This is a genomic window from Parasphingorhabdus marina DSM 22363 (genome assembly GCF_900128895.1).
Classification (GTDB): domain Bacteria; phylum Pseudomonadota; class Alphaproteobacteria; order Sphingomonadales; family Sphingomonadaceae; genus Parasphingorhabdus; species Parasphingorhabdus marina.
The window spans coordinates 334020-353596 of record NZ_FSQW01000001.1 but is presented as its reverse complement, the minus strand read 5'-3'; the positions used below and the strand labels follow the sequence as shown (position 1 = coordinate 353596).

The 19577-nt window shown below is 57.6% G+C and carries 17 protein-coding genes; 10 read left to right on the top strand and 7 right to left on the bottom strand.

The features are described from left to right. Nucleotides 1-19: 19 nt before the first annotated feature. The 6 genes from BUQ90_RS01790 to BUQ90_RS01765 all read right to left on the bottom strand — a co-directional run bounded on the left by BUQ90_RS01790 (nt 20) and on the right by BUQ90_RS01765 (nt 8350). Complete coding sequence (locus BUQ90_RS01790) at nt 20-1225, bottom strand: alkaline phosphatase D family protein (RefSeq protein WP_143182689.1); 1206 nt, start codon at nt 1223-1225, stop codon at nt 20-22. Beyond that, on the bottom strand, nt 1225-4662 hold the full coding sequence (locus BUQ90_RS01785; protein ID WP_074203442.1) for a TonB-dependent receptor: 3438 nt from the start codon (nt 4660-4662) through the stop codon (nt 1225-1227). The genes BUQ90_RS01790 and BUQ90_RS01785 overlap by 1 nt, the downstream gene beginning before the upstream one ends. A 234-nt stretch (nt 4663-4896) precedes the next feature. After that, the gene (udk, locus tag BUQ90_RS01780) at nt 4897-5517 is read right to left on the bottom strand and encodes a uridine kinase (protein ID WP_074203441.1); all 621 of its coding nucleotides are present in this window, start codon (nt 5515-5517) and stop codon (nt 4897-4899) included. Next, complete coding sequence (locus BUQ90_RS01775) at nt 5514-6458, bottom strand: isopenicillin N synthase family dioxygenase (protein ID WP_074203440.1); 945 nt, start codon at nt 6456-6458, stop codon at nt 5514-5516. The genes udk and BUQ90_RS01775 overlap by 4 nt, the downstream gene beginning before the upstream one ends. A 43-nt stretch (nt 6459-6501) precedes the next feature. Beyond that, nucleotides 6502-7761, bottom strand: a complete 1260-nt coding sequence (locus BUQ90_RS01770) for a NupC/NupG family nucleoside CNT transporter (RefSeq protein WP_074203439.1) — start codon at nt 7759-7761, stop codon at nt 6502-6504. Nucleotides 7762-7780: 19 nt separating this feature from the next. Further along, entirely contained in the window at nt 7781-8350 is a 570-nt protein-coding gene (locus tag BUQ90_RS01765; protein WP_074203438.1) for an LOG family protein, read from the bottom strand. Nucleotides 8351-8499: 149 nt separating this feature from the next. Between BUQ90_RS01765 and BUQ90_RS01760 the strand changes: the two genes are divergently transcribed. Both BUQ90_RS01760 and BUQ90_RS01755 read left to right on the top strand, forming a co-directional pair. After that, nucleotides 8500-9150: a queuosine precursor transporter gene (locus BUQ90_RS01760; RefSeq protein ID WP_074203437.1), complete on the top strand. Its 651-nt coding sequence runs from the start codon at nt 8500-8502 to the stop codon at nt 9148-9150. Further along, nucleotides 9140-9928 carry a hypothetical protein gene (locus tag BUQ90_RS01755; protein ID WP_074203436.1) on the top strand — a complete coding sequence of 263 codons (789 nt, stop codon included), beginning with the start codon at nt 9140-9142 and terminating at the stop codon, nt 9926-9928. The genes BUQ90_RS01760 and BUQ90_RS01755 overlap by 11 nt, the downstream gene beginning before the upstream one ends. 7 nt (nt 9929-9935) lie before the next feature. Here BUQ90_RS01755 and BUQ90_RS01750 read toward each other — a convergent pair whose 3' ends face one another. Beyond that, nucleotides 9936-10676 (bottom strand): hypothetical protein, encoded by a 741-nt coding sequence (locus tag BUQ90_RS01750; RefSeq protein WP_074203435.1) that lies wholly within the window; start codon nt 10674-10676, stop codon nt 9936-9938. Nucleotides 10677-10750: 74 nt separating this feature from the next. Here BUQ90_RS01750 and BUQ90_RS01745 point away from each other — a divergent pair, with 74 nt between their 5' ends. The 8 genes from BUQ90_RS01745 (at nt 10751) to BUQ90_RS01710 (ending at nt 19560) form a co-directional block, all read left to right on the top strand. Continuing rightward, on the top strand, nt 10751-11491 hold the full coding sequence (locus tag BUQ90_RS01745) for a hypothetical protein (RefSeq protein WP_084192428.1): 741 nt from the start codon (nt 10751-10753) through the stop codon (nt 11489-11491). Then, a complete protein-coding gene (locus tag BUQ90_RS01740; protein WP_074203434.1) occupies nt 11488-12786 on the top strand; it encodes a DUF4350 domain-containing protein in 1299 nt (432 codons plus the stop codon). The genes BUQ90_RS01745 and BUQ90_RS01740 overlap by 4 nt, the downstream gene beginning before the upstream one ends. Beyond that, entirely contained in the window at nt 12783-13739 is a 957-nt protein-coding gene (locus BUQ90_RS01735; RefSeq protein WP_074203433.1) for an AAA family ATPase, read from the top strand. Before BUQ90_RS01740 ends, BUQ90_RS01735 begins: the two co-directional genes overlap by 4 nt. Continuing rightward, on the top strand, nt 13736-15055 hold the full coding sequence (locus BUQ90_RS01730; RefSeq protein ID WP_074203432.1) for a DUF58 domain-containing protein: 1320 nt from the start codon (nt 13736-13738) through the stop codon (nt 15053-15055). The genes BUQ90_RS01735 and BUQ90_RS01730 overlap by 4 nt, the downstream gene beginning before the upstream one ends. 11 nt (nt 15056-15066) lie before the next feature. Then, entirely contained in the window at nt 15067-16101 is a 1035-nt protein-coding gene (locus BUQ90_RS01725; protein ID WP_074204803.1) for a stage II sporulation protein M, read from the top strand. After that, nucleotides 16098-17060: an RDD family protein gene (locus BUQ90_RS01720; protein WP_074203431.1), complete on the top strand. Its 963-nt coding sequence runs from the start codon at nt 16098-16100 to the stop codon at nt 17058-17060. The genes BUQ90_RS01725 and BUQ90_RS01720 overlap by 4 nt, the downstream gene beginning before the upstream one ends. Continuing rightward, the gene (locus tag BUQ90_RS01715; protein WP_074203430.1) at nt 17057-18223 is read left to right on the top strand and encodes an FAD-dependent monooxygenase; all 1167 of its coding nucleotides are present in this window, start codon (nt 17057-17059) and stop codon (nt 18221-18223) included. Before BUQ90_RS01720 ends, BUQ90_RS01715 begins: the two co-directional genes overlap by 4 nt. A 140-nt stretch (nt 18224-18363) precedes the next feature. Further along, nucleotides 18364-19560 carry an acyl-CoA dehydrogenase family protein gene (locus BUQ90_RS01710; RefSeq protein ID WP_074203429.1) on the top strand — a complete coding sequence of 399 codons (1197 nt, stop codon included), beginning with the start codon at nt 18364-18366 and terminating at the stop codon, nt 19558-19560. Nucleotides 19561-19577 lie beyond the last annotated feature (17 nt).

The following is a 19577-nucleotide window of genomic DNA, read 5'->3' as shown; positions in this document are numbered from 1 at the left end:
CTTTCCACCAAAACGGGTGTCAGTCCGCGAAAGACACGGTCTGTGTCGCCATTGGCCGGGAATCGGAATGCATCAGTCGCAGGGTCACCGACTTCCGGCCCCAGTCAATGTCCACCAGGCCATAATTCTCATCGGCAAAAAAGGAAGAACGTCGCACCGGATCGGGTTCCCGTTCATCATTTGCCCCGCTCCCAAACGCCAGATTGAGCGAGGAAGATGTCAATTCCCAGACCGTCTCCCCCAATGCCGGCGGGGTGTCGGAATAAATGGCGCCACTGTGCCGGTCCCCGGACAGCATCAGGATGTCACCGCCGCTCCGGCCTTTCAGGGCCGCATACAGACGCTCGCGTTCGAGCGGCATGTTGCCCCATTTCTCATAGCCATGGGCATCGGTGAGAATCTGGATCGACGATACGATGATCCTGAGGTCAGCAGGCTTTGCCAGCTGCTTGCTCAGCCACGTCCACTGGGCCTCGCCCAGCAAGGTGGCATCCGGATCGCTGGTCGCGACATAGCTGCCCAGCGGGGGTCGCGGGCGCTGATAGGGCAGGCGCTTCAGGGCGGACCGGAAGAATCGCGTGTCCAGCATGATGATCTGCGCGCGCTGCCCGGCCGGACCGGCGATGATCGCGTCATAGATGCCGGGGCGCGATCGCGCGGCGTCACTGGCGCCCCAAAAGCTTTCGAAAATCTGTTCCGACCATTGCTTGAAGGCAAAATCACCTCCGGAATCATTGGGGCCGAAATCATGGTCGTCCCAGGACGCGAGCATCGGTACCTGGCTGCGCAAGTCCCGAAATTCGGGGTGGGCCGCCTGCTGGCGATAGGCGGTGATGAAGCTGCCCATATCTGCTTCCCCGGCATAGCCGAAGTCCCCATAGACATTGTCCCCAATGGCGAGGAACAGGTCCGGCTGCCGCGCGGCAATCTGTGACCAGACCTGCTGCGGCTGTCCCTGATGATTGCAACTGCCAAAGGCGATCCGGGTCAGCGGCTTGGAAAGATCCAGCGCGGGCCCCGTATTGGCAACCGGCAAGTCCACCTGCAGATTCTCGTAATAGGGCTTCAACAGGTCGCCGGGGCTCATCGGAGCCGATGACTGTGGCGCAGTCCCGGAGATGCCCGGTCCCGCGATGGCTGTTACCGGAGCCCAAACAAAACCGGCGGCACCAAAAAGTGCCGCCGGAATGAAGGCCTTGAAGGCCGGTTTTGCAAAATTCCGCATCAGAATTCGTAACGAACGCCGAGCTGGATGCGCCACACCGAGTTGGAGAAGCGCAGCGTTTCCTGATTGTCCGGCGTTGCTCCGTTAAGGGTGTCAAGGATGTAACGTCCTTGGGCATCCACACCGGATGTTCCGATCAGATTGACGAGCCCGTCTTCATCTTCGCGATTGCGGAACACGTTCCAGTCCGGGTCGAGGAAATTCAGGAAGTTGTCAAAATCAGCGAACAGCTCGATCCGGTCTTCCACACCAAACAAACGACCCGGTCCGGGAATTTCCTGACTGAACCGAAGGTCCATGTCAAAGACCCAGTCATTGCGGCAGGTGTTGCGGCGAATAGACTGGCCGGGTGTGAAATTACAATTCAGTCCCGATATGACATTCAGCAGGCTGTCGATGTCTGCAGCAGTAGCCGTCGACAGAGGCGACAGATTGGGATCGCCGATCCCGGTCGGAATGTACAACAGAGCATTGTTGTCGCCAGACGTTGAATCCTGGAACCCGTCGCCGCTGAAGGTCAGGCTGTAAGGCCGACCGGATTGCGCCGAGAAGAACATGCCCAGTTGGGTCGAGTAATCATCGAAAAATTCCTCGCGGAAATTCGCGGCGACAGTGAACCGGTGACGAGTCTCGAAATTCGATGTCGAAATTGCCGGATCCTGGAAATCGAATGCTGCCGTATCTTCAAAGTTACCATTTGCGGTAGCGCCGAAGATATTCCGCGTGTTGTTGGAATCTGTGAACGCGTAACCGAAGCTGACATTCACATTACCATTGTCGGTAAACACACCGCTTTCAAAACGCTTCGCCAGGGCAATCGAGAAGACATGGCTATCATAGGACGGACCATTGGTCAGCTGGTTGAAATCGTCAATCCTGGTACCAAAACAAGCCGCGGTAACATTGGTGTATGTTGGCGGTGTGCCACCGGTGCCTACCAGCTCGGCATTACATCCCGGATTGAGCGGGTCAATCGCCGCGATAATGGGACGACCATCAATGGCAAACCCGCCCAAGCCTTCGCTCGGATCGGGAATTTGCACCAGGTCATTGATGTTGATCGGGTCGATAAACCGCGAATAGATATAGTCCAGCTTGAGGTTCCAGTTGGAGAAGAAGCCATCCTGCGCGCCGATCATGGTATCAACTCCGAGATTGGCCCGAAGTACAGTGGGGATATCGAAATTTGGATCGGTAGACTTGACATCAGCACCACCGCGAGACGCGTTGTTGATCGCTGCTTGCAATGCGCATTGCGGGAACCCGGTGAACTGGCCCCCGCTCACGACGCTGAAATTGCCGTTAGCATCCAGTAGTCCTGCACACTCGCCATCGAAGGTGTCCCCATTGGCCGATGCAAAGCCGTCATTTGAAAAGGCGTTGGAATAAAACACAACCGGGTCCCCGCCGGAGAAGAGACCGACGCCGCCCGTGATCGTGGTGTCACTCAGGAAACCCTCGTTGAAAAGGTTATAGGTTGCCGAAAAACGCGGCAGAATGACGGTGTCCAGACTGCTGAACGGGACGCTATTGGTAATGCCGAACCGCTGCTGGAAAAGGGGGTTGTTGCGGGGAACTCCGACTCCGTCATAGAGCTGTACGCGAACGCCGGCGGTCAGACTCAGCTGATCAGTCGCCTGCCATTCATCCTGGGCAAAGAAGGAATAGATTTGCCGGCTGAACGTCGCGCTGGCGTCATTAATGTCGCCCGTGGAGGAGGCTGCGATTGTCGCGCCGCCATTGAAGCCGAAGCGGCCACCAATGATCAAATCATCTGCACTGGCAAAAACACTGGAGGAATCGCCACTGGCAACAACGCCATTCTGGAAATCAGTCAGATTGCGGAAGAAGATTGACCCAGTCGCGTTGATTGCGAAAAGGTTGAATACTTCGAGATCGTTCAGTTCTGCGCCGAGTTTGATCTTGTGATCATCGGCATCGATGTTCATGACAAAACGTGCCTGATCGATTTTCGTATCCAGCTGGTTGGCTGAACGGAAAATTCCGGGACCGGTAGAAAGAAGACCATTTTCGGTCGGTCCTTGCACGCCAACGACCAGCCGGACGGCCGGCACATCGTCTTGCGCCTCGCCGCCGCCAAACGGTCCCTGCTTGTCACCCACTTCGGCCCGAGACACTCGAAGCTCTGTCGAAATCCGGTCTGTCCAGTCGGAATAGAGACGGACGGAATAATAGTCTGAAACAGTGCCTTCGTCTTCAAAGCTGTTCAAGCCGGTCAGATTGTTGGTACCGGTATCCGATTCGACATTGGTTTCTTCGAGGCGCTGATAGGTGGCTTCAAGGCGATGGTTATCGGTGATGTAGGCATCGAGCCGACCGAAATAGCGTACGCTGGTTTCGGGCAGGTTCTGTGGATAGCCGCCCACATCCTGACCATATACCGTGTTCGCGATTGTGGCGAACTGGTCAAACTGTGCCTGCGTGACGAAATCGGCTTCGTTGGGGAAGCCACCGCCCGCTGGTCCAAATTCATTGGCATTGCCGAGATCGGTTTCCTCATATCCGACAAAGAAGAACAGGCGATCGGGAATGATCGGACCGGAAAGGGTCGCACCCCAGCGCTTTTCGGAAAACGGGGCTACGACAGATCCCGAACCGCCGGCTTCGTCACCGCGCAGGTCTTCGTTGGTGAAGGTATAGAACGCAGAGCCATGGAACTGGTTTTCACCTGACTTGGTGACAACATTGATCGCACAGCCGGTAAAGTCGGAATATTCCACATCAAACGGTGCGAACTCGACCGAGGTCTGGCGAATGGCGTCAAACGGAATCGGGAAGGTGTTACGCGATGCCGACGGGGTGCCGTTGAGACCAAAAACATCGGACTGCACAATGCCGTCAACGGTGAAGGTGTTGGAACGGTCATTGCCGCCGAGACAGCTGATCCGGTCGACTTCGTTATTGCGATCCAGGCTGACGCGGGGATCGATACGGATGATGTCGCTGACATTCCGTGTGATTGACGGAAAGCCTTCCAGGGTTTCCAGATCAAAAGCCTGTCCAGGGCCAACCGCCAGCTGGGCCGCCGAAACACGCGAGGCGGTGACGACGATCACATCTTCCGAAGCGTTGGCGGAGAGTTCAAATGTCAGGCGAAGATTACCACTCACGGAGAGCGACTGGTTCTCGAGGCTCTGGCCCTGGAAACCCGGTGCGGTTGCGGTGATGGTGTATGGGCCGCCCGAGACAAGACCTTGTGCACTGAAGCCGCCGGACCCGCCGGTGGAGAGTGTCCGTGAGGAACCGGTCCGGTTGTCGGTAATGGTTACGCTTGCACCAGAAACCGGATTTCCGTCTGCATCACTGACGGTGCCCTCGACACCGGATGTAATTTGCTGCGCAGCGGCAGGAGTTGCCATCAAGCCGGCGGTCGAAAGGCTGACGACACTGGCGGCTAGAAGATATTTGATTTTCATGATTTCATTCCCCGTAGATTATCACAAATTGCTGTCCTGCCGGACGAAAGAGATGTCTCTCCGTCATGGAACTCTCTTGAAAGCGTGGTTCCTCTAGAGTTTTAAAATGACAGTTTTGTCTCAATCGCAACGACTTTGTTTTGCAGCGCAGCAAATTGTTTTTTGTCCACAGGTTGTCCAGTTTGACCTTTTTGGCCGAAAAGACAGAATGATGTCCGGCAGGAGGCTTTCAACCTATTGAATAAGAAGCCTTATTGATTCCGCAATCGCGTCAAATTGATCATTCAGAGTCGCTTTTGACTGTTGCGAATTTACCACGATGTCAGCATGGGTTTTGGACGGTTCAACAAACCTGTCATGCATCGGGGCAACCTGTTCGGTAAACATCCGGTAGACCGAGTCGGCAGTCCGACCGCGTTCTTTCACATCCCGCTCCGCCCGCCGATTGAGACGGACCTGTTCCTCGCATTCGACAAACACGGAAAGATCGAACTGCTTGCGGAGCGGGGCGTGTTGCAGGATCAGAATGCCATCGACCAGAATGATCGGCCGCGGTTCCGTCCGGCAGGTTTCCTGTTTCGGCATGTGGGTTGGAAAATCATATAGAGGCCGGTCGATAGCCTGGCCCTGCCGGAGCTGTGCGAGCTGGCGTGTCAGCTTGTCAAAATCCACCGCATCGGGATGGTCGAAATTGGGTCCGCCCTTGCCCTCCGGCGCGTCACCATAACCAAAGAAATAATCATCCTGGGGCAGAATCACACATTGATCCGGGCCCAGTGTTGCAAACACATGCGCAGCGAGGGTTGTTTTGCCCGAGCAACTGCCCCCGCAAATGCCAATGGCTTTGGGGCTCATGCCAGTCCGATTTCGCGCAGCCGCTGTTGCAAATACTGATGCGCGGTGATCGGTTCGGGATACAGGTCCGGATGGTTCGAACCCACGCACTGTGGCAGGGTCTCGATCAGATAGTCCGGGCGGAAGTGCAAAAAGAAAGGCATCGAATAGCGCGAATGTCCCCGGCGCTCCGGTGCCGGATTGACGACCCGGTGTGTGGTCGAGGGCAGCCGGTTGTTGGTCAGGCGCTGCAGCATATCGCCGATATTGACCGCGAGTTCGCCGGGTCCTGGTGTCACCGGTCGCCAATTGCCCTGCTTGTCCAGCAGTTCCAGTCCGGCTTCTTCGGCGCCGATCAAAAGGGTTATCGTGTTGATATCCTCATGCGCGGCCGCCCGAACCGCCGGCGAGTCTTCCGGCACCGGGGGATAGTGAATGAGGCGCAGCACGGAATTGCCGTCGCGCACGGTGTCGACAAAAAAGTCCGGCTGCAGTTCCAGGTAGCGCGCAATGGCTTCCAGGATCCTTGCGCCCGCCTTGTCGAATGCCGCGAACAGTTCCAGATAGCACTCCCGAAAACCGTTGACTTCATCTGGCCAGATATTGGCATCCATGAACGCGGCAAAGGCATGGCCGTCCGGCAAGTCGCGGCCGATGTGCCAGAATTCCTTCAGGTCATGAACAGTCTGGTCTTTCGCAACCTCGGTGCCGAACGGTGTATAGCCTCGGGCACCCCCGCCGCCTTCGACAAAATAGCGGCGCTTCACGTCTTCGGGCAGAGCGAAAAAGGCCCGTGACATTTCTTCTGCCCGGGTGATCAGCTCCTGGGGGATGCCGTGGTCGGCGACGACGGCAAAGCCCCAGTCGGAAAAGGAATCGCCGATCTGCCGGGAGAAGAGGTCGGGGTCCTGATCCGATAATGCAAGGGATACGGGATTTAGACTGTCAGGGTTCTGGGTCATGCTACTATGATGGGGTGTGCAGGGAAATTGTCAATTGCGCTGATCAGCCGAATGACAGCATCAGGCCCGCCAGCGCGGCGCTCATCAGATTGGCAAGCGATCCGGCTGCCAGCGCCCGCAAACCAAGGCGGGCGATGACCGGACGCTGGTTTGGCGCGAGTCCGCCCGCGACGGCCATCTGGATAGCGATCGATGAAAAATTGGCGAAGCCGCACAATGCAAATGTCATGATTGCGCGGGACCGGTCGGATAGCACATCAGGACCCATGGCCCCGAGATCGATGAAGGCGACAAACTCGTTGAGGACAATCTTGGTGCCAAACAGACCGCCGGCAACCTGCGCCTCATCCCAGGGAATGCCCAGCAACCACATTACCGGAGCGAAAATTGTGCCGACAATCGCCTGGAACGAAAGCTCGGGATAGCCGAACCAGCCGCCGATCCCGCCAAGGATCCCGTTGGCGAGTGCCACAAGGGCGACAAAAACCAGCACCATGGCACCGACTGCAACCGCCAGTTTGACACCGGTTTGGGTACCCTGGGCCGCCGCCTCGATTACATTGGTCGGCTTGTGTCCTTCCTCGAACGTCTCGGATACCTGAACATTGGCCAGCTCCGCATCATGCGCGGCCGCTTCTTCCTTGTCATCCGGCATAATGATCTTTGCCATCAATATTCCCCCCGGAGCCGACATAAACGCCGCAGCGAGCAGGAACGGCACCGCTTCTTCCCCGATAAAGCTGGCATAGGCGGCGAGGATTGTGCCCGCGACACCGGCCATGCCGACGCTCATCAGCGTGAACAGCCGGCTGGGCGGTAATGCCGCGAGATAGGGTCGCACGACCAGTGGACTTTCGCTCTGGCCGACGAAGATATTGGCCGCGCTGCCCAGCGCTTCGACCTTGCTGATCCCGGTGATCCAGCCAATCGCGCCGCCGACCCAGCGCACCAGCCGTTGCATGATTCCCCAGTGATAGAGGATGGCAACAAGTGCAGCGAAGAAGACGATGACCGGCAAGGCGGCGATAAGGAAGGTATTGGCGAACGGATTCGATTCCATCGGGCCGAATACGGTTGTGATTCCGGCCTTGGAATAATCGAGCAATGCGATCACGCCGTCGGAAAGGAACTGGATCCCACTGACACCCCAGGGCGTGCGCAACACCAGCAGGGCCATGAGGGCCTGAAGGGCAAAAGCTGCACCGACCACCCGCAGGCTGATGTTACGACGGGCCGTGGACAGCGCGAGTGCGAACAGTAATATGACGGCCATCCCGGCCAGGCTGGTCAGGATTCCGGTCATATGTTCGTCGCCTTCTTTACTACCAAGTCACTGTTCCTTCCGCGCCGGTATATCTGTCCGCCAGCTGATCGAGCACATCGTCCATGTCATCGGACACGACCAGCTGTTCCCGCCGCGCCTCGGACATGAATCCCTGCCCGGCGACATTGTCGAGAAAATCGGTGAGGGAGTTCCAGTAGCCATCGACATTGAGCAGGCCAAAAGGCTTGGCATGATAGCCCAGCGCGTTCCAGGTCCAGGCCTCGAACAGTTCGTCAAGGGTGCCGATACCGCCGGGGATGGCAACAAAAGCATCGGTCAGCTCCGTCATCTTGGCCTTGCGCTGATGCATGTTGTCGACAATATGGAGCTCGGTCAGGCCGGTATGCGCGACTTCATGGCTCCGCAGCATTTCGGGAATGACGCCATAAACCTTGCCGCCACTTTCCAGCACCGTATCGGCAATCACGCCCATCAGGCCAAGCTTGCCGCCGCCATATACCAGATCGATGCCACGCGCCGCCATCATTTGACCCAGGCGAATGGCGGTCTCGGCATAGACCGGATCATTGCCCATGCTGGATCCGCAATAAACTGCCAGTCTTTGCACGATAACCCCTTGTTCCCTGAATCCCCGCTTCGATCTGTGTGACCGAACTTTGGTCTGCCCCTCCGCTTCTCCCTAGCGAAAAATGTCCGGGAGTCACTATTCCTTTTTCAGCACTTTTTTTTGAGGCCATACCGCGCTAGGCGTTGGCGATGACAGATCAACCAGATGCAAAACTGATTCCGCGCGGTCTTTTCGTGATGACCGTGCTGTATGGCGGCATGACCGTAATTGCAGGGGTGCTGGGCTTCAAGCAGGTGGCACTGGGACCATTGGCGGTGGAGGCCGGGATATTCCCGTTCCTGATGCTGGTCGTGTTATCAAGCAGCGTGTCCCAGTTTTACGGGCGGGAACAGGCGAACAAGCTGGTTCTCTGGGGATTTCTCCCGCTCGCGGCGTCGATCTTTCTAATCCTGATCGTGCTCGGACTGCCGCCTTCCGACAAGATGCCGGTCGAAAACATCAACGCGTTCGAAACGGTGCTCAATCAGACGCCCCGGATCATGGCGGCCGGACCATTTGCCTATGGCGTTTCGCTTTTTCTCAATGTCTATATTTTCGACAAGCTTCGAGGGAGTGGCGGCGATGGCAGCATCGCCATGATGGTGCGCGGCGGGATCGCTTCCGCGATTTCACAGGCAATCGACTCGGTCATCTTCATCACGCTCGCCTTTTACGGCGAATTTCCGATCGGCTCGCTGCTGGCCGGGCAGATGCTGGCCAAGGTGGTTCTCTCATTCATCATCGTTCCGCCGCTGGTCTACGGCATGGTCAGTCTGGCGAAGGCGCTGGATGACAAATAGCCTGCTCGCCCTGTGTTCCGGGGTTCTGCTCTTGCTGGCAGGATGTACGGGTTCTGACGAGCAGAATGCAGCGTTGACGGCCGATGGAACTGACACCCACATCGTCACGGTGATTGGCGCCATTCACGGTCAGCACCGTCGCAGTGAAAGCTATTCGCTGCAGGTGCTGGAGGATGCGATAATCCGCTTCCGACCGGATATTGTGATGGTGGAACTGCCTCCGGACAGGTTTGAAACAGCGGCACGAAATTATGCGCAATTCGGGGAGGTTCGCGAAAGCCGGGCCGATGATTTTCCCGAGCTGACGGATGTGGTTTTCCCGTTGCAGCAACGTCTGGGCTTCAAGATGGTGCCGGTGGCGGCCTGGACCAGGGAGATTGCCTCTGACCGCCGCGAGAAGCTGCGGGAAATTGAAAATGATCCCGATCGCGCGGCGGACTGGAAGGAGTTTCAGGAAGCGGTCCGGGTCTATGGCAGGGCCGTATCCGGAAAATCCGACGACCCGCAATTTGTACACAGCGAGAGTTATGATGATGCGGTACGCAAACGTCAGCAAACCTATGAACGACTGTTCGGCAGCGCCCTGGGTGCAGGGGGCTGGGAGGCGATAAACCGGGCCCATTTTGCGCTGGTGAATACAGCGCTGGACGGCCTTGGCAGAGAACCAAAACGCATATTGATCCTCTATGGTGCGTGGCACAAATACTGGTTTCTGGATGCACTGAATGCCCGCTCCGACATTGCTGTCGTCGATGCCGCGCCGTTATTTGCCGACTAGGGGAAGGTCAGGCGAAAACATCGGCAAGGGCATCTGTATCCGTGCCTTCCTTTGCGGTTCGCAAATCCACATAAACCGAGGCCACGCCCGCACCTTGCAAGGCACCGGTTACGGTGTTGGTGATCATCGCGAACAGGCCAAGGACGGTTGCCCCCATCATGCCAAAAAAGCCCAGAAAAGTAGCGATTATCATGGAAAGAACTGCAAAGATAATCACGAGCACGAACAGCATGCCCTTTGATCCGGATGTCAATTGCGCGCTGCGAGTCAGGGAATCGAAAACACCCTTGTCTTCCGCCATCATCACGGGCGTTGCCACCATCCACATGAGCAGCAAAATGACGCCGGGAACAATCAGCAACAGAAATCCAAATCCGATCCCGATTGCGGTCACGATGCCGAGCCCGAGCAGTGGCAGAATTTTTTGTACGGCTTTTGCAAAACAGTCACCCAGAAGAACGGGCTTGCCGCCCAGATCATTGATGGTGGCTACGATCAGCGTGGCCTGCAGCAAGGTGCCGCAAAGCATCAGCGCAATGAATCCGAGTCCCTGCGATCCGTAACTGGCGGTAAAGCTGTAGCCACCGGACCCGGAAAGGATGCTGCCGTCCATCGTCTGCAGCAGGGCATTGGGAATGCCGACGATCAGCAAGGACAGACCAAGATAGACAAACGGATGGCGCCCGATCACGCCGAACATGTTGTTCAGCACCCGGCTGATATCGATCTTTGCATCCGGATTGGCCATGACGTTCCCCTGTTCCTCACTCTGTCCAGCTGTTGCTGTCACAGATTGCATGAACCGTAAACCCGTTCGGTACAATGATCTTGGGTCTTGCCCCGGCCCGGCGTTTCTGCAACATCCGGGCGGTGGCAAATAATGCGCAAGGACAGGGCGGAAACGAAAGCGCATCTTTTGACGCCGTCTGGAAAGATGTGCGCGCCGATGAAGATATTCAGTTTGTCGCCTCCGAGCCCAAACCACCCGCAGAACCCCCGGAATGGTGGAGGGATTTGCTGGAGTGGCTTGGTGATCTGTTGGCTCCGGCAGTTGAAGTGCTGGTCGATGCCTGGCCCGTGCTGCGGATTGTCCTGATCGGATTGCTGGTGGCGGGCTTGCTGACACTGCTCTGGATCATCCTGGCACCCTATTTCGAGGAATGGCGCAACCGCCGTGTCAAAGAAGATCCAGAAGAGTGGCGACCGGAGCACGGAGCTGCACGAAAATTGCTTGAAGAGGCTGAAGCCCTGGCGGGACAGGGACGGTTCAAGGATGCGGTACACCTGCTCCTGTTCCGCAGCATTGAGGACATCGAAAAGCGCCGGCCCGATATGCTTCGGCCATCCAGCACTTCGCGGGAAATTGGCCGTTTTGAAAGTTTGCCGGAAAATGCCCGGAACATGTTTGCGGTGATCGCCGGGCAAGTGGAACGCGGGATTTTCGCTGGCGCGCCAATTGACGAGAAAGGCTGGGTGCTGTCCCGGGAGGCCTATGGCGAATTTGCCCTGGCCGAAACATGGCGCCGCGGGCCCCCGGACCGGACCGGGGGGCGAAGACGATGAGCGTTCAGACGACTCCGTTCCGGCGCAACGCGGTGTTGATCATGTTTCTGGTCGGCTTTGTCGCCTTTATTGCCTTGCTTTACGGATTGGGGACGGGTGATCGGCTGGCCTCGGGCAAAAACGGTCAGGCGCATGGCGCATCGAACAGCATCGTAGGATACAAGGCCCTTGCCAGCGCGCTGCAAAAAACCGGTACGCCGGTGGAATATTCCCGAAGTCCTTCGGGTTTTGACAAGGGAGGATTGTTGATTCTCACACCGGCGCCGTTTTCCGATCCGGAAAAGCTTTACGAGATTGTGGAAAACCGGGCTTATGCCGGTCCGACGATGATCATTCTGCCCAAATGGAATGTCGCAGGGCTTCCCACACTAAAAAAAGGCTGGGTTCAGCGCCTGGGGTTATTTGGCGACGAGATGGGCGTCAGGATGCTCGGTGAAATTGCGGAGGTGGAACTCTCTGTTCCTGAAGAACCGGCCGACGGCTCGAAATCCGGGTCACCCGTTTCGGCCAATTCGGCAATCGGTTCCAGCGTCCCTCGCCCGGCAAATACCGTCACCATCACTGGCCCTGACGTTCGGGCGATCGTCAGGGACCCTGAGACCGGAAATGCCCTCGTCGCCTATCTGGATGACGGAGGTGTATATCCACAGCTCGAAAGCCTCGATGAATCACAGATCGAAAACGCTGAGGAAGCGGATGCCTCCTATTTCCCGGTCGTCCTGGTGGCAGATCCTGATCTGCTCAACAATGCCGGCATGGCGAACAGGGCGACGGCGGCGCATGCCCTGGCCCTGATTGAAGCTGTGTCAACCGGTACCAGCGAAGGGGTGACTTTTGACCTGACGTTCAACGGACTGGGCTCTGCGGAAAATTTGCTGACTCTGGCGTTTGAACCGCCATTTCTGTCGGCCACGATCTGTTTGATACTGGCCGCACTGGCTGCGGCGTGGATGGCGTTCAACCGGTTCGGGCCGCCCACCCGGGACAAACGCAGCATCGAATTTGGAAAGACCGCGCTGGTCAACAACAGTGCGGGTTTCATCCGGCGGATGCAGCGTGACTATCTTGTTGCCGACCCCTATGCCGACCTGATTCAGAAGCAGGCTGCCCGCGCGGCGGGGTTCTCGCCTGCGGCCGATCCGGAAGACGTACGTCGAAAACTGGACGATCTTGGCGAAGTGGACGGCAATCGCTTTACCGCGCTGGTCCATGAACTGACCCGCGCCACCAACTCCCGCGAGACGGCCGAACGCGCCGCCGCACTCTATCAATGGAAAAAGGAAAAAACCGGATGAATATCGGGGAACTCAAGACTCTGGCGGATAATATCCGCGAAGAAGTGGCGAAAGCGATCATCGGTCAGGACGAGATTGTCGACCATTTGCTCATCGCCCTCTTTTCGTCCGGTCATGTGCTGCTCGAAGGACCGCCAGGCACGGCCAAGACTTTCCTTGCCCAGTGTTTTTCGGCGACGCTGAGTCTCGATTTCGGACGGATCCAGTTCACACCCGACCTCATGCCTGGAGATATTGTCGGGTCAAACCTGTTCAATTTTCAGACCAGCAGTTTTACCCTGACGCGGGGCCCGATTTTCTGCGATCTTCTGCTGGCTGATGAAATCAATCGTACACCGCCGAAAACGCAGGCCGCCATGCTGGAGGCAATGCAGGAGCGCGCGGTGACCATTGACGGCGAAACCCACAAGCTGTCCGGGCAGTTCATGGTCGTGGCGACGCAGAATCCGATTGAACAGCAGGGCGTATATCCGTTGCCTGAGGCGCAGCTCGATCGTTTCCTGTTCAAGCTGCTGATCCAGTATCCGGATGTCGAGGAAGAGAAGAAAATTGTCGCCCAATATGGCGAACGGTCGGGCAATTCGAAACCTCAGGATTTCGGTATTGCGGCTCAGGCGGATGAGAAACAATTGCTGGCAGCGGTGGATGTGGTCAAGACGGTGAAGCTTGTCGACGAGGTGGTCGACTATATCGTCCGTCTGGTGCGCGCGACCCGGGAAACTGCCGATCTTGAAAATGGGGCGAGCCCAAGAGCCGCCGTCATGCTCGCCAGTGCCGCCCGGGCCCGGGCGGCCCTCTCGGGCCGTGACTATGTGATTCCGGATGATGTCAAAGCGCTGGCGCCATCGATTCTACGGCATAGAACCCTGTTGTCGCCAGCGGCGGAGATCGAAGGGCGTCAGGTTGACACTATCATTGAAAGCCTGGTTGGTCAGACGGAAGCACCGCGTTGATCTATCCGACCGCCCGTGCAGTTCTGCTGATTGCCATCGGAGCCCCGATTGCAGCCGTACTGGCTGCATTGATGCCGGGACTGTGGGCGATCGGTATCGCCTGGGCGGTCATGTTGTTGCTCCTTCTTCTGCTGGATGGCCTGATCGCGGCGAGGGCGGGTTCGGTCAGTCTGGCCGTTCCGACATCGGTCGAAGTCGGCGGCGCGACGACCATGGGAGTCGAAGCCGAATTTTCCGGTTTGATGAAACCGGCCAGAGTCGCGGGAAATCTGGCTGTTGACGATCGCTTGTCGGACAGTGGACGGGCGGCTTTCGAGTTGCTCAAAGGGGCCGGCCCCGGTTCCCGATATCAGGGCCACATTGATATCCTGCCAAGCCGGAGGGGTACGGGCACCATTGGCAAAATGTGGTTGCGATGGACGGGACCCCTGGGTCTGGCCTGGCGACAGGTGACACGCCAGAATGACGAGTCGATTTCCGTGCTTCCCAATATTTCCGCTGTACGCAGTCCGACCGTGCAAATGTTTCTTCGCGATTCCGTGTTCGGATTGCTTGCCAGAAAGTTTCGCGGCGAGGGCAGCGAATTTGAGGCCCTGGCCGACTATCAGCCGGGCATGGATCGCCGGAGCATCGACTGGAAGGGCTCTGCCCGGCACAGCAAATTGCTGGCGAAGGAATATGATACCGAACGCAATAACCAGATCGTCTTCGCTCTTGATTGCGGTTCGGCGATGTGTGAGCCGATTGACGGCTTGCCACGCATTGACCGCGCGGTTTCGGCGGCGCTGCTCACGGCCTATATCACTTTGAAATCGGGCGACCGGACCAGCCTTTTCAGTTTCGCTGCAAAACCGGAGCTGTCGACTCCCTTCTTGTCGGGCAGTCGCAGTTTTCACCGCCTGCAACGGGAGGCGGCAACCATTGATTACCGTCATCAGGAGAGCAACTTCACGCTGGCGCTGTCTTCGCTGTCCAATCGCCTGAAGCGGCGCAGTCTGATCATCATCTTTACCGATTTCACTGATCCGACCAGCGCAGATTTGATGCTGGAGGCGGCCGGACGCCTGATCGACAAGCACCTGGTGCTGTTCGTGGTGCTGGAGGACGAGGAACTCGCGCATTTCACCACCAAGGCCCCTGAGACCGCCGGGGATGTCGCCCGTGCGGTCACTGCCCAGAGTCTGCTGGATCAGAAAAAAATGGTCATCACGCGTCTTCAGCATATGGGCATCGACGTTATCGAGGGCGCGCATGAGGATATCGGGACGCGGCTGATCAACGGATATCTGAAGATCAAACGGCGGGGGCAATTGTGACAGACGCCGCCATGACAGAGGCATCTGCAGCCGAACGGGATTTGCAGATGGTGGCGCTCAGAAGCGACCGGTTCCGTCTCGAGCGCGAAGCCGAATGGACACGGCTGGAGGATATCGTCACGCGGATGGAAAAAGGCAAGGCACGACGCCTGTCCGACGAGGATGTCCTGGCATTGCCCACGCTCTACCGGACATTGCTTTCCAGTCTGTCCATTGCGCGCGAAAATTCGCTCGATGCCGGCCTGATCGAATATCTCGAGGGCCTGGCCCTGCGTTCCTATTTCCTGGTCTATGGAACCCAGACCAGCCTTGGGCGCTGGCTGAAGGATTTTCTGGGTGGCGGCTGGAGCCGCGCGGTGCGCGCAATCCAGACCGAGATTTGGATTGCATTATTCGTGATGATTGCCGGAGGGCTTGTCGGATATGCACTCGTCGCCAGTGATACCGACTGGTACTACGCCCTGGTTCCCGGAAATTTCAGCGAAGTACGTGTGCCCGGCGCGAGCGAAGAAGTGCTGCGCGGGACCCTGTTCAAGACGGAAAACCAGGACGGCCTTGGCGTCTTCGCCGCTTTTCTGTTCAGCAATAATGCACAAGTGGCGATACTCGCTTTTGCCCTGGGATTTGCTTTTGCGATCCCCAGTATCCTTTTGCTTATTCACAATCTCGCCCTGCTGGGGGCGATGATCTGGGTTTTCGCCCAACGCGGACTGACGCTGGAATTTGTCGGCTGGCTGTCGATTCACGGCACCACCGAACTGTTTGCCATTTTGCTGGCTGGAGCCGCTGGCATTCATGTCGGACGATCCATTGCCTTTCCGGGCGATCAGTCGCATCTCGCCGCCGCAAGCAGCGCCGGCAAGCGCGCGGCGCTGGTGATGGCCGGCGTGATCATCATGCTGATTTGTGCGGGATTGCTGGAAGGATATGCCCGCCAGCTGATCAATAATACCGGTGCCCGATACGCCGTCGGAGGCGCAATGCTCGCATTTTGGATGCTCTATTTCTTCGTCTTTGGCCGCCGCCAGGCCGGAGCGGCTTCATGAGCAACAGTGCGGCAGACCCCTGGGTCCGGCGTTCGGCGGATCCGAAACTGGACCGGGTAATGATCTCGCCCGAAGGTGTGCCGCTGAATGTCTCGATCGCTGCTGCCGGAGCCAGGGCCGGGGCGCTGGCACTGGATATCGTGATCATTGGCGCTCTGATAATCGGTGTTTCCTTGCTCGGGTTTCTGGTGTTTCTGGGAATGGATTCCGCCTTTGGAACCGATACGCTGAACCAGGCCAGCCCGCTGATGAATGTCGTGGTCATTATCTGGATCATCGCGGTTTTTTTGTTTCGCAACGCCTATTTCCTCTATTTCGAACTCGGTGACCGGGCAGCGACATGGGGAAAGAGAGCCGTGGGTATTCGCGTGGCAGCGCGGGACGGCGGACGATTGACGGCGGAAGCTGTGATTGCTCGGAACATCGTTCGGGATATTGAGCTGTTCCTGCCATTGGTATTCATGACTTCGGGTGAGGCCAGCGGCTCCATGACCGACTTTACGGCCTGGGCAGGGCTGATGTGGGTGCTGATGTTCCTGCTGTTTCCGCTGTTCAACCGAGACCGGTTGCGCTGCGGTGATTTGATTGCCGGGACCTGGGTGATCCAGAGCAACCGGCGCAAGCTAGGCACATTAGTGGCCCCTGCGCCCCAAATGACGGTGGATGAACAGACCGGCACGACGACCGGCAGCCGGTACCAGTTTTCCGAAGCCGATCTTTCGGTTTACGGCGAATATGAATTGCAGACCCTGGAAAATGTTCTGCGAACCGGCAGCGACGATGCTCTGGAAACAGTAGCGGCTTCGATTTGCGCGAAAATCGGCTGGGAGCCTGGTAGCGGGGATGAGCGGGCCTTCCTGGAGGCCTATTACACCGCTCTGCGGGCGAAGCTGGAACGTGGCATGCGCTTCGGAAAACGGCGCAAAGACAAGTTTTCCGAGGAGACCGGGCGATCATGAAAGCAGTGATCGCCGGTGCCGGCATCGGAGGCTTGACCTGTGGCCTGTGTCTCCAAAGGTTCGGCTGGGATGTCGAAATTCTCGAACAGGCGGAAACACTCGAAGAAGTCGGCGCCGGCATCCAGATCAGCCCCAATGGCATGAAGGTCATGCAGGCTCTGGGCCTGGATGAGCAAGTTTCTGAATCCGGGTTTCGCCCTCGCGCGAGTCAGATCCGTCGCGGCAAAAGCGGTCGGGTTTTGATGGTCAACCCGATGGGGTCGGAAATGGAACGGCGATACAGGGCACCTTATATCCATATCCATCGCGCCGATCTGGCTGATATTCTGATCGAGGCACTGACCAAACAGGCAGAGGGGGTGATCAGGCCGGGTTCTCTGGTGACAGGCTTTGAACAGTCCTCGGCCCAGGTGACAGCTCGACTGGAGAACGGTGCGGAAGTCCGTGGCGATATCCTGATTGGTGCAGATGGCATTCGTTCGGCCGTGCGCGATCAGATGCTCGGCCCGGAGCAGCCACGATTCACCGGCAATGTTGCGTGGCGTGCTGTGGTTCCAACGGACCGGCTGGGCCGAAATGTCCCGCCACCAGCTGCCAGCGTCTGGACCGGTGCGGGCAAACATGCCGTGACCTATTTGCTGCGCGGCGGAAAGTTGGCCAATTTTGTAGGTGTTGTGGAACGCGATGACTGGCAGGAGGAAAGCTGGACCGAGCCGGGATCATGCGAGGAGGCGTTGGCGGACTTCGCGGATTGGCACCCGATCATCCGGACAATGATCGAACAGGCGGATTCGCACTATCGCTGGGCGCTTTTTGATCGAGATCCCCTTCCCAAATGGTCAGACGGGCGGGTTGTTTTGCTCGGTGATGCTGCGCATCCGATGCTGCCTTTCATGGCACAAGGTGCCGTGCAGGCGATGGAGGATGCGTTTGTTCTGGCGCGAAAAGTCTCTGAAACCGGGAGCATTGCAGCTGCATGTCGAAACTTTTTCAAGGAACGGATCGATCGGGTCAGTCGGGTCCAGGGTGTCGCGAGAGCCAATATGGATCTGTTCCATCAGCGCATGCCGCAGGGTCCGTTGTGGCTGGCGGACAAGGTCGCGCCTGCGGCCGTGGAGCGCCAGCTGGACTGGCTCTACGGACATGATGTCACAAAAGGCTGAGTGAGTTCGCGGTTTGAACGCTATTTGATGGTTATCAAGTCCAGCTTGCCGTAGCGTCACCGGATACGGTCTCCGGGGCGGCTTGTTTTTCGCAGTTTTCGGCCTATGTTCGCACCAAAATCGGCAATGGAGATTCTCTCATGAACCTGGAATTCACCGCAGAAGAAAACGCGTTTCGCGATGAAGTGCGCGAATTTATCAAGAATAATTATCCCGACAATATCGAAGGACGCGGTGTTCAGGATGAATTGAGTCCGGAAGACATGACGGCCTGGCACAAGATTCTGGGCAAAAAGGGCTGGTCCGTTCCGGCCTGGCCAACCGAATTTGGCGGAACCGGCTGGACGCCCACACAGCGCTATATCTGGTCTGAAGAAAATGCCCGGGTTAACGCGGTCATGCCTTTGCCTTTTGGTGTCGCCATGGTTGGACCGGTGATCTACACATTCGGCAACGACGAACAGAAAGAACAGCATCTGCCCGGCATTCGTGACGGCAGTGTCTGGTGGTGTCAGGGTTATTCGGAACCGGGCGCCGGCTCTGATCTTGCTTCCCTGAAGACAACGGCTGTTCGTGACGGTGACGATTATATCATCAATGGCCAGAAAACCTGGACCACGCTGGCCCAGCATGCCGACTGGGGTTTCTTCCTGTGCCGGACCGATCCCGATGCCGCCAAGCCGCAACAGGGTATCAGTTTCATCCTCGTAGACATGAAGACGCCAGGCATTGAGGTCCGCCCGATCAAGCTGATCGACGGCGGCCACGAAGTGAATGAAGTATGGCTCACTGACGTCCGGGTGCCGGCGAGCAATCTGATCGGGCAGGAGAATATGGGCTGGACCTATGCAAAATTCCTGCTCGCCCACGAACGTTCCGGTATCGCTGGCGTTGCTCGCTCCAAGCGCGGCGTCGAACAGCTGAAGGACATTGCCGCCAAGGAATTGCTCGACGGCAAGCCGCTGGTCGAGGACATGGGCTTTGCCCGCAAGATCAGCCAGCTGGAAATCGACCTCTCCGCACTCGAAATCACCGAGCTTCGGACGCTGGCTGGCGAACAGGCCGGCAAGGGACCGGGACCGGAAAGCTCGCTGCTCAAGGTCAAGGGAACCGAGATCCAGCAGCGACTGACCGAACTCACACTGGAAGCCGTGGGCTATTATGGCACGCCTGATTTCCGGAGCTTCCCCGAAGACGGATCGAATGATTTCCCGATCGGACCAGACTATGCCCATCACGCGGCGCCAACCTATTTCAACATGCGCAAGACCTCCATTTATGGTGGCTCGAACGAGATTCAGCGCAACATCATCACCAAGATGATTTTGGGATTGTAATCCGGGGTCACTGACCG

What these genes read in the sequence shown, in the direction of transcription:
- BUQ90_RS01790 (WP_143182689.1), bottom strand. Translation starts at nt 1,225, where the DNA reads ATGCGGAATTTTGCAAAACCGGCCTTCAAGGCCTTCATTCCGGCGGCA.
- BUQ90_RS01785 (WP_074203442.1), bottom strand. Translation starts at nt 4,662, where the DNA reads ATGAAAATCAAATATCTTCTAGCCGCCAGTGTCGTCAGCCTTTCGACC.
- udk (WP_074203441.1), bottom strand. Translation starts at nt 5,517, where the DNA reads ATGAGCCCCAAAGCCATTGGCATTTGCGGGGGCAGTTGCTCGGGCAAA.
- BUQ90_RS01775 (WP_074203440.1), bottom strand. Translation starts at nt 6,458, where the DNA reads ATGACCCAGAACCCTGACAGTCTAAATCCCGTATCCCTTGCATTATCG.
- BUQ90_RS01770 (WP_074203439.1), bottom strand. Translation starts at nt 7,761, where the DNA reads ATGACCGGAATCCTGACCAGCCTGGCCGGGATGGCCGTCATATTACTG.
- BUQ90_RS01760 (WP_074203437.1), top strand. Translation starts at nt 8,500, where the DNA reads ATGACAGATCAACCAGATGCAAAACTGATTCCGCGCGGTCTTTTCGTG.
- BUQ90_RS01755 (WP_074203436.1), top strand. Translation starts at nt 9,140, where the DNA reads ATGACAAATAGCCTGCTCGCCCTGTGTTCCGGGGTTCTGCTCTTGCTG.
- BUQ90_RS01750 (WP_074203435.1), bottom strand. Translation starts at nt 10,676, where the DNA reads ATGGCCAATCCGGATGCAAAGATCGATATCAGCCGGGTGCTGAACAAC.
- BUQ90_RS01745 (WP_084192428.1), top strand. Translation starts at nt 10,751, where the DNA reads ATGATCTTGGGTCTTGCCCCGGCCCGGCGTTTCTGCAACATCCGGGCG.
- BUQ90_RS01740 (WP_074203434.1), top strand. Translation starts at nt 11,488, where the DNA reads ATGAGCGTTCAGACGACTCCGTTCCGGCGCAACGCGGTGTTGATCATG.
- BUQ90_RS01735 (WP_074203433.1), top strand. Translation starts at nt 12,783, where the DNA reads ATGAATATCGGGGAACTCAAGACTCTGGCGGATAATATCCGCGAAGAA.
- BUQ90_RS01725 (WP_074204803.1), top strand. Translation starts at nt 15,067, where the DNA reads ATGACAGAGGCATCTGCAGCCGAACGGGATTTGCAGATGGTGGCGCTC.
- BUQ90_RS01720 (WP_074203431.1), top strand. Translation starts at nt 16,098, where the DNA reads ATGAGCAACAGTGCGGCAGACCCCTGGGTCCGGCGTTCGGCGGATCCG.
- BUQ90_RS01715 (WP_074203430.1), top strand. Translation starts at nt 17,057, where the DNA reads ATGAAAGCAGTGATCGCCGGTGCCGGCATCGGAGGCTTGACCTGTGGC.
- BUQ90_RS01710 (WP_074203429.1), top strand. Translation starts at nt 18,364, where the DNA reads ATGAACCTGGAATTCACCGCAGAAGAAAACGCGTTTCGCGATGAAGTG.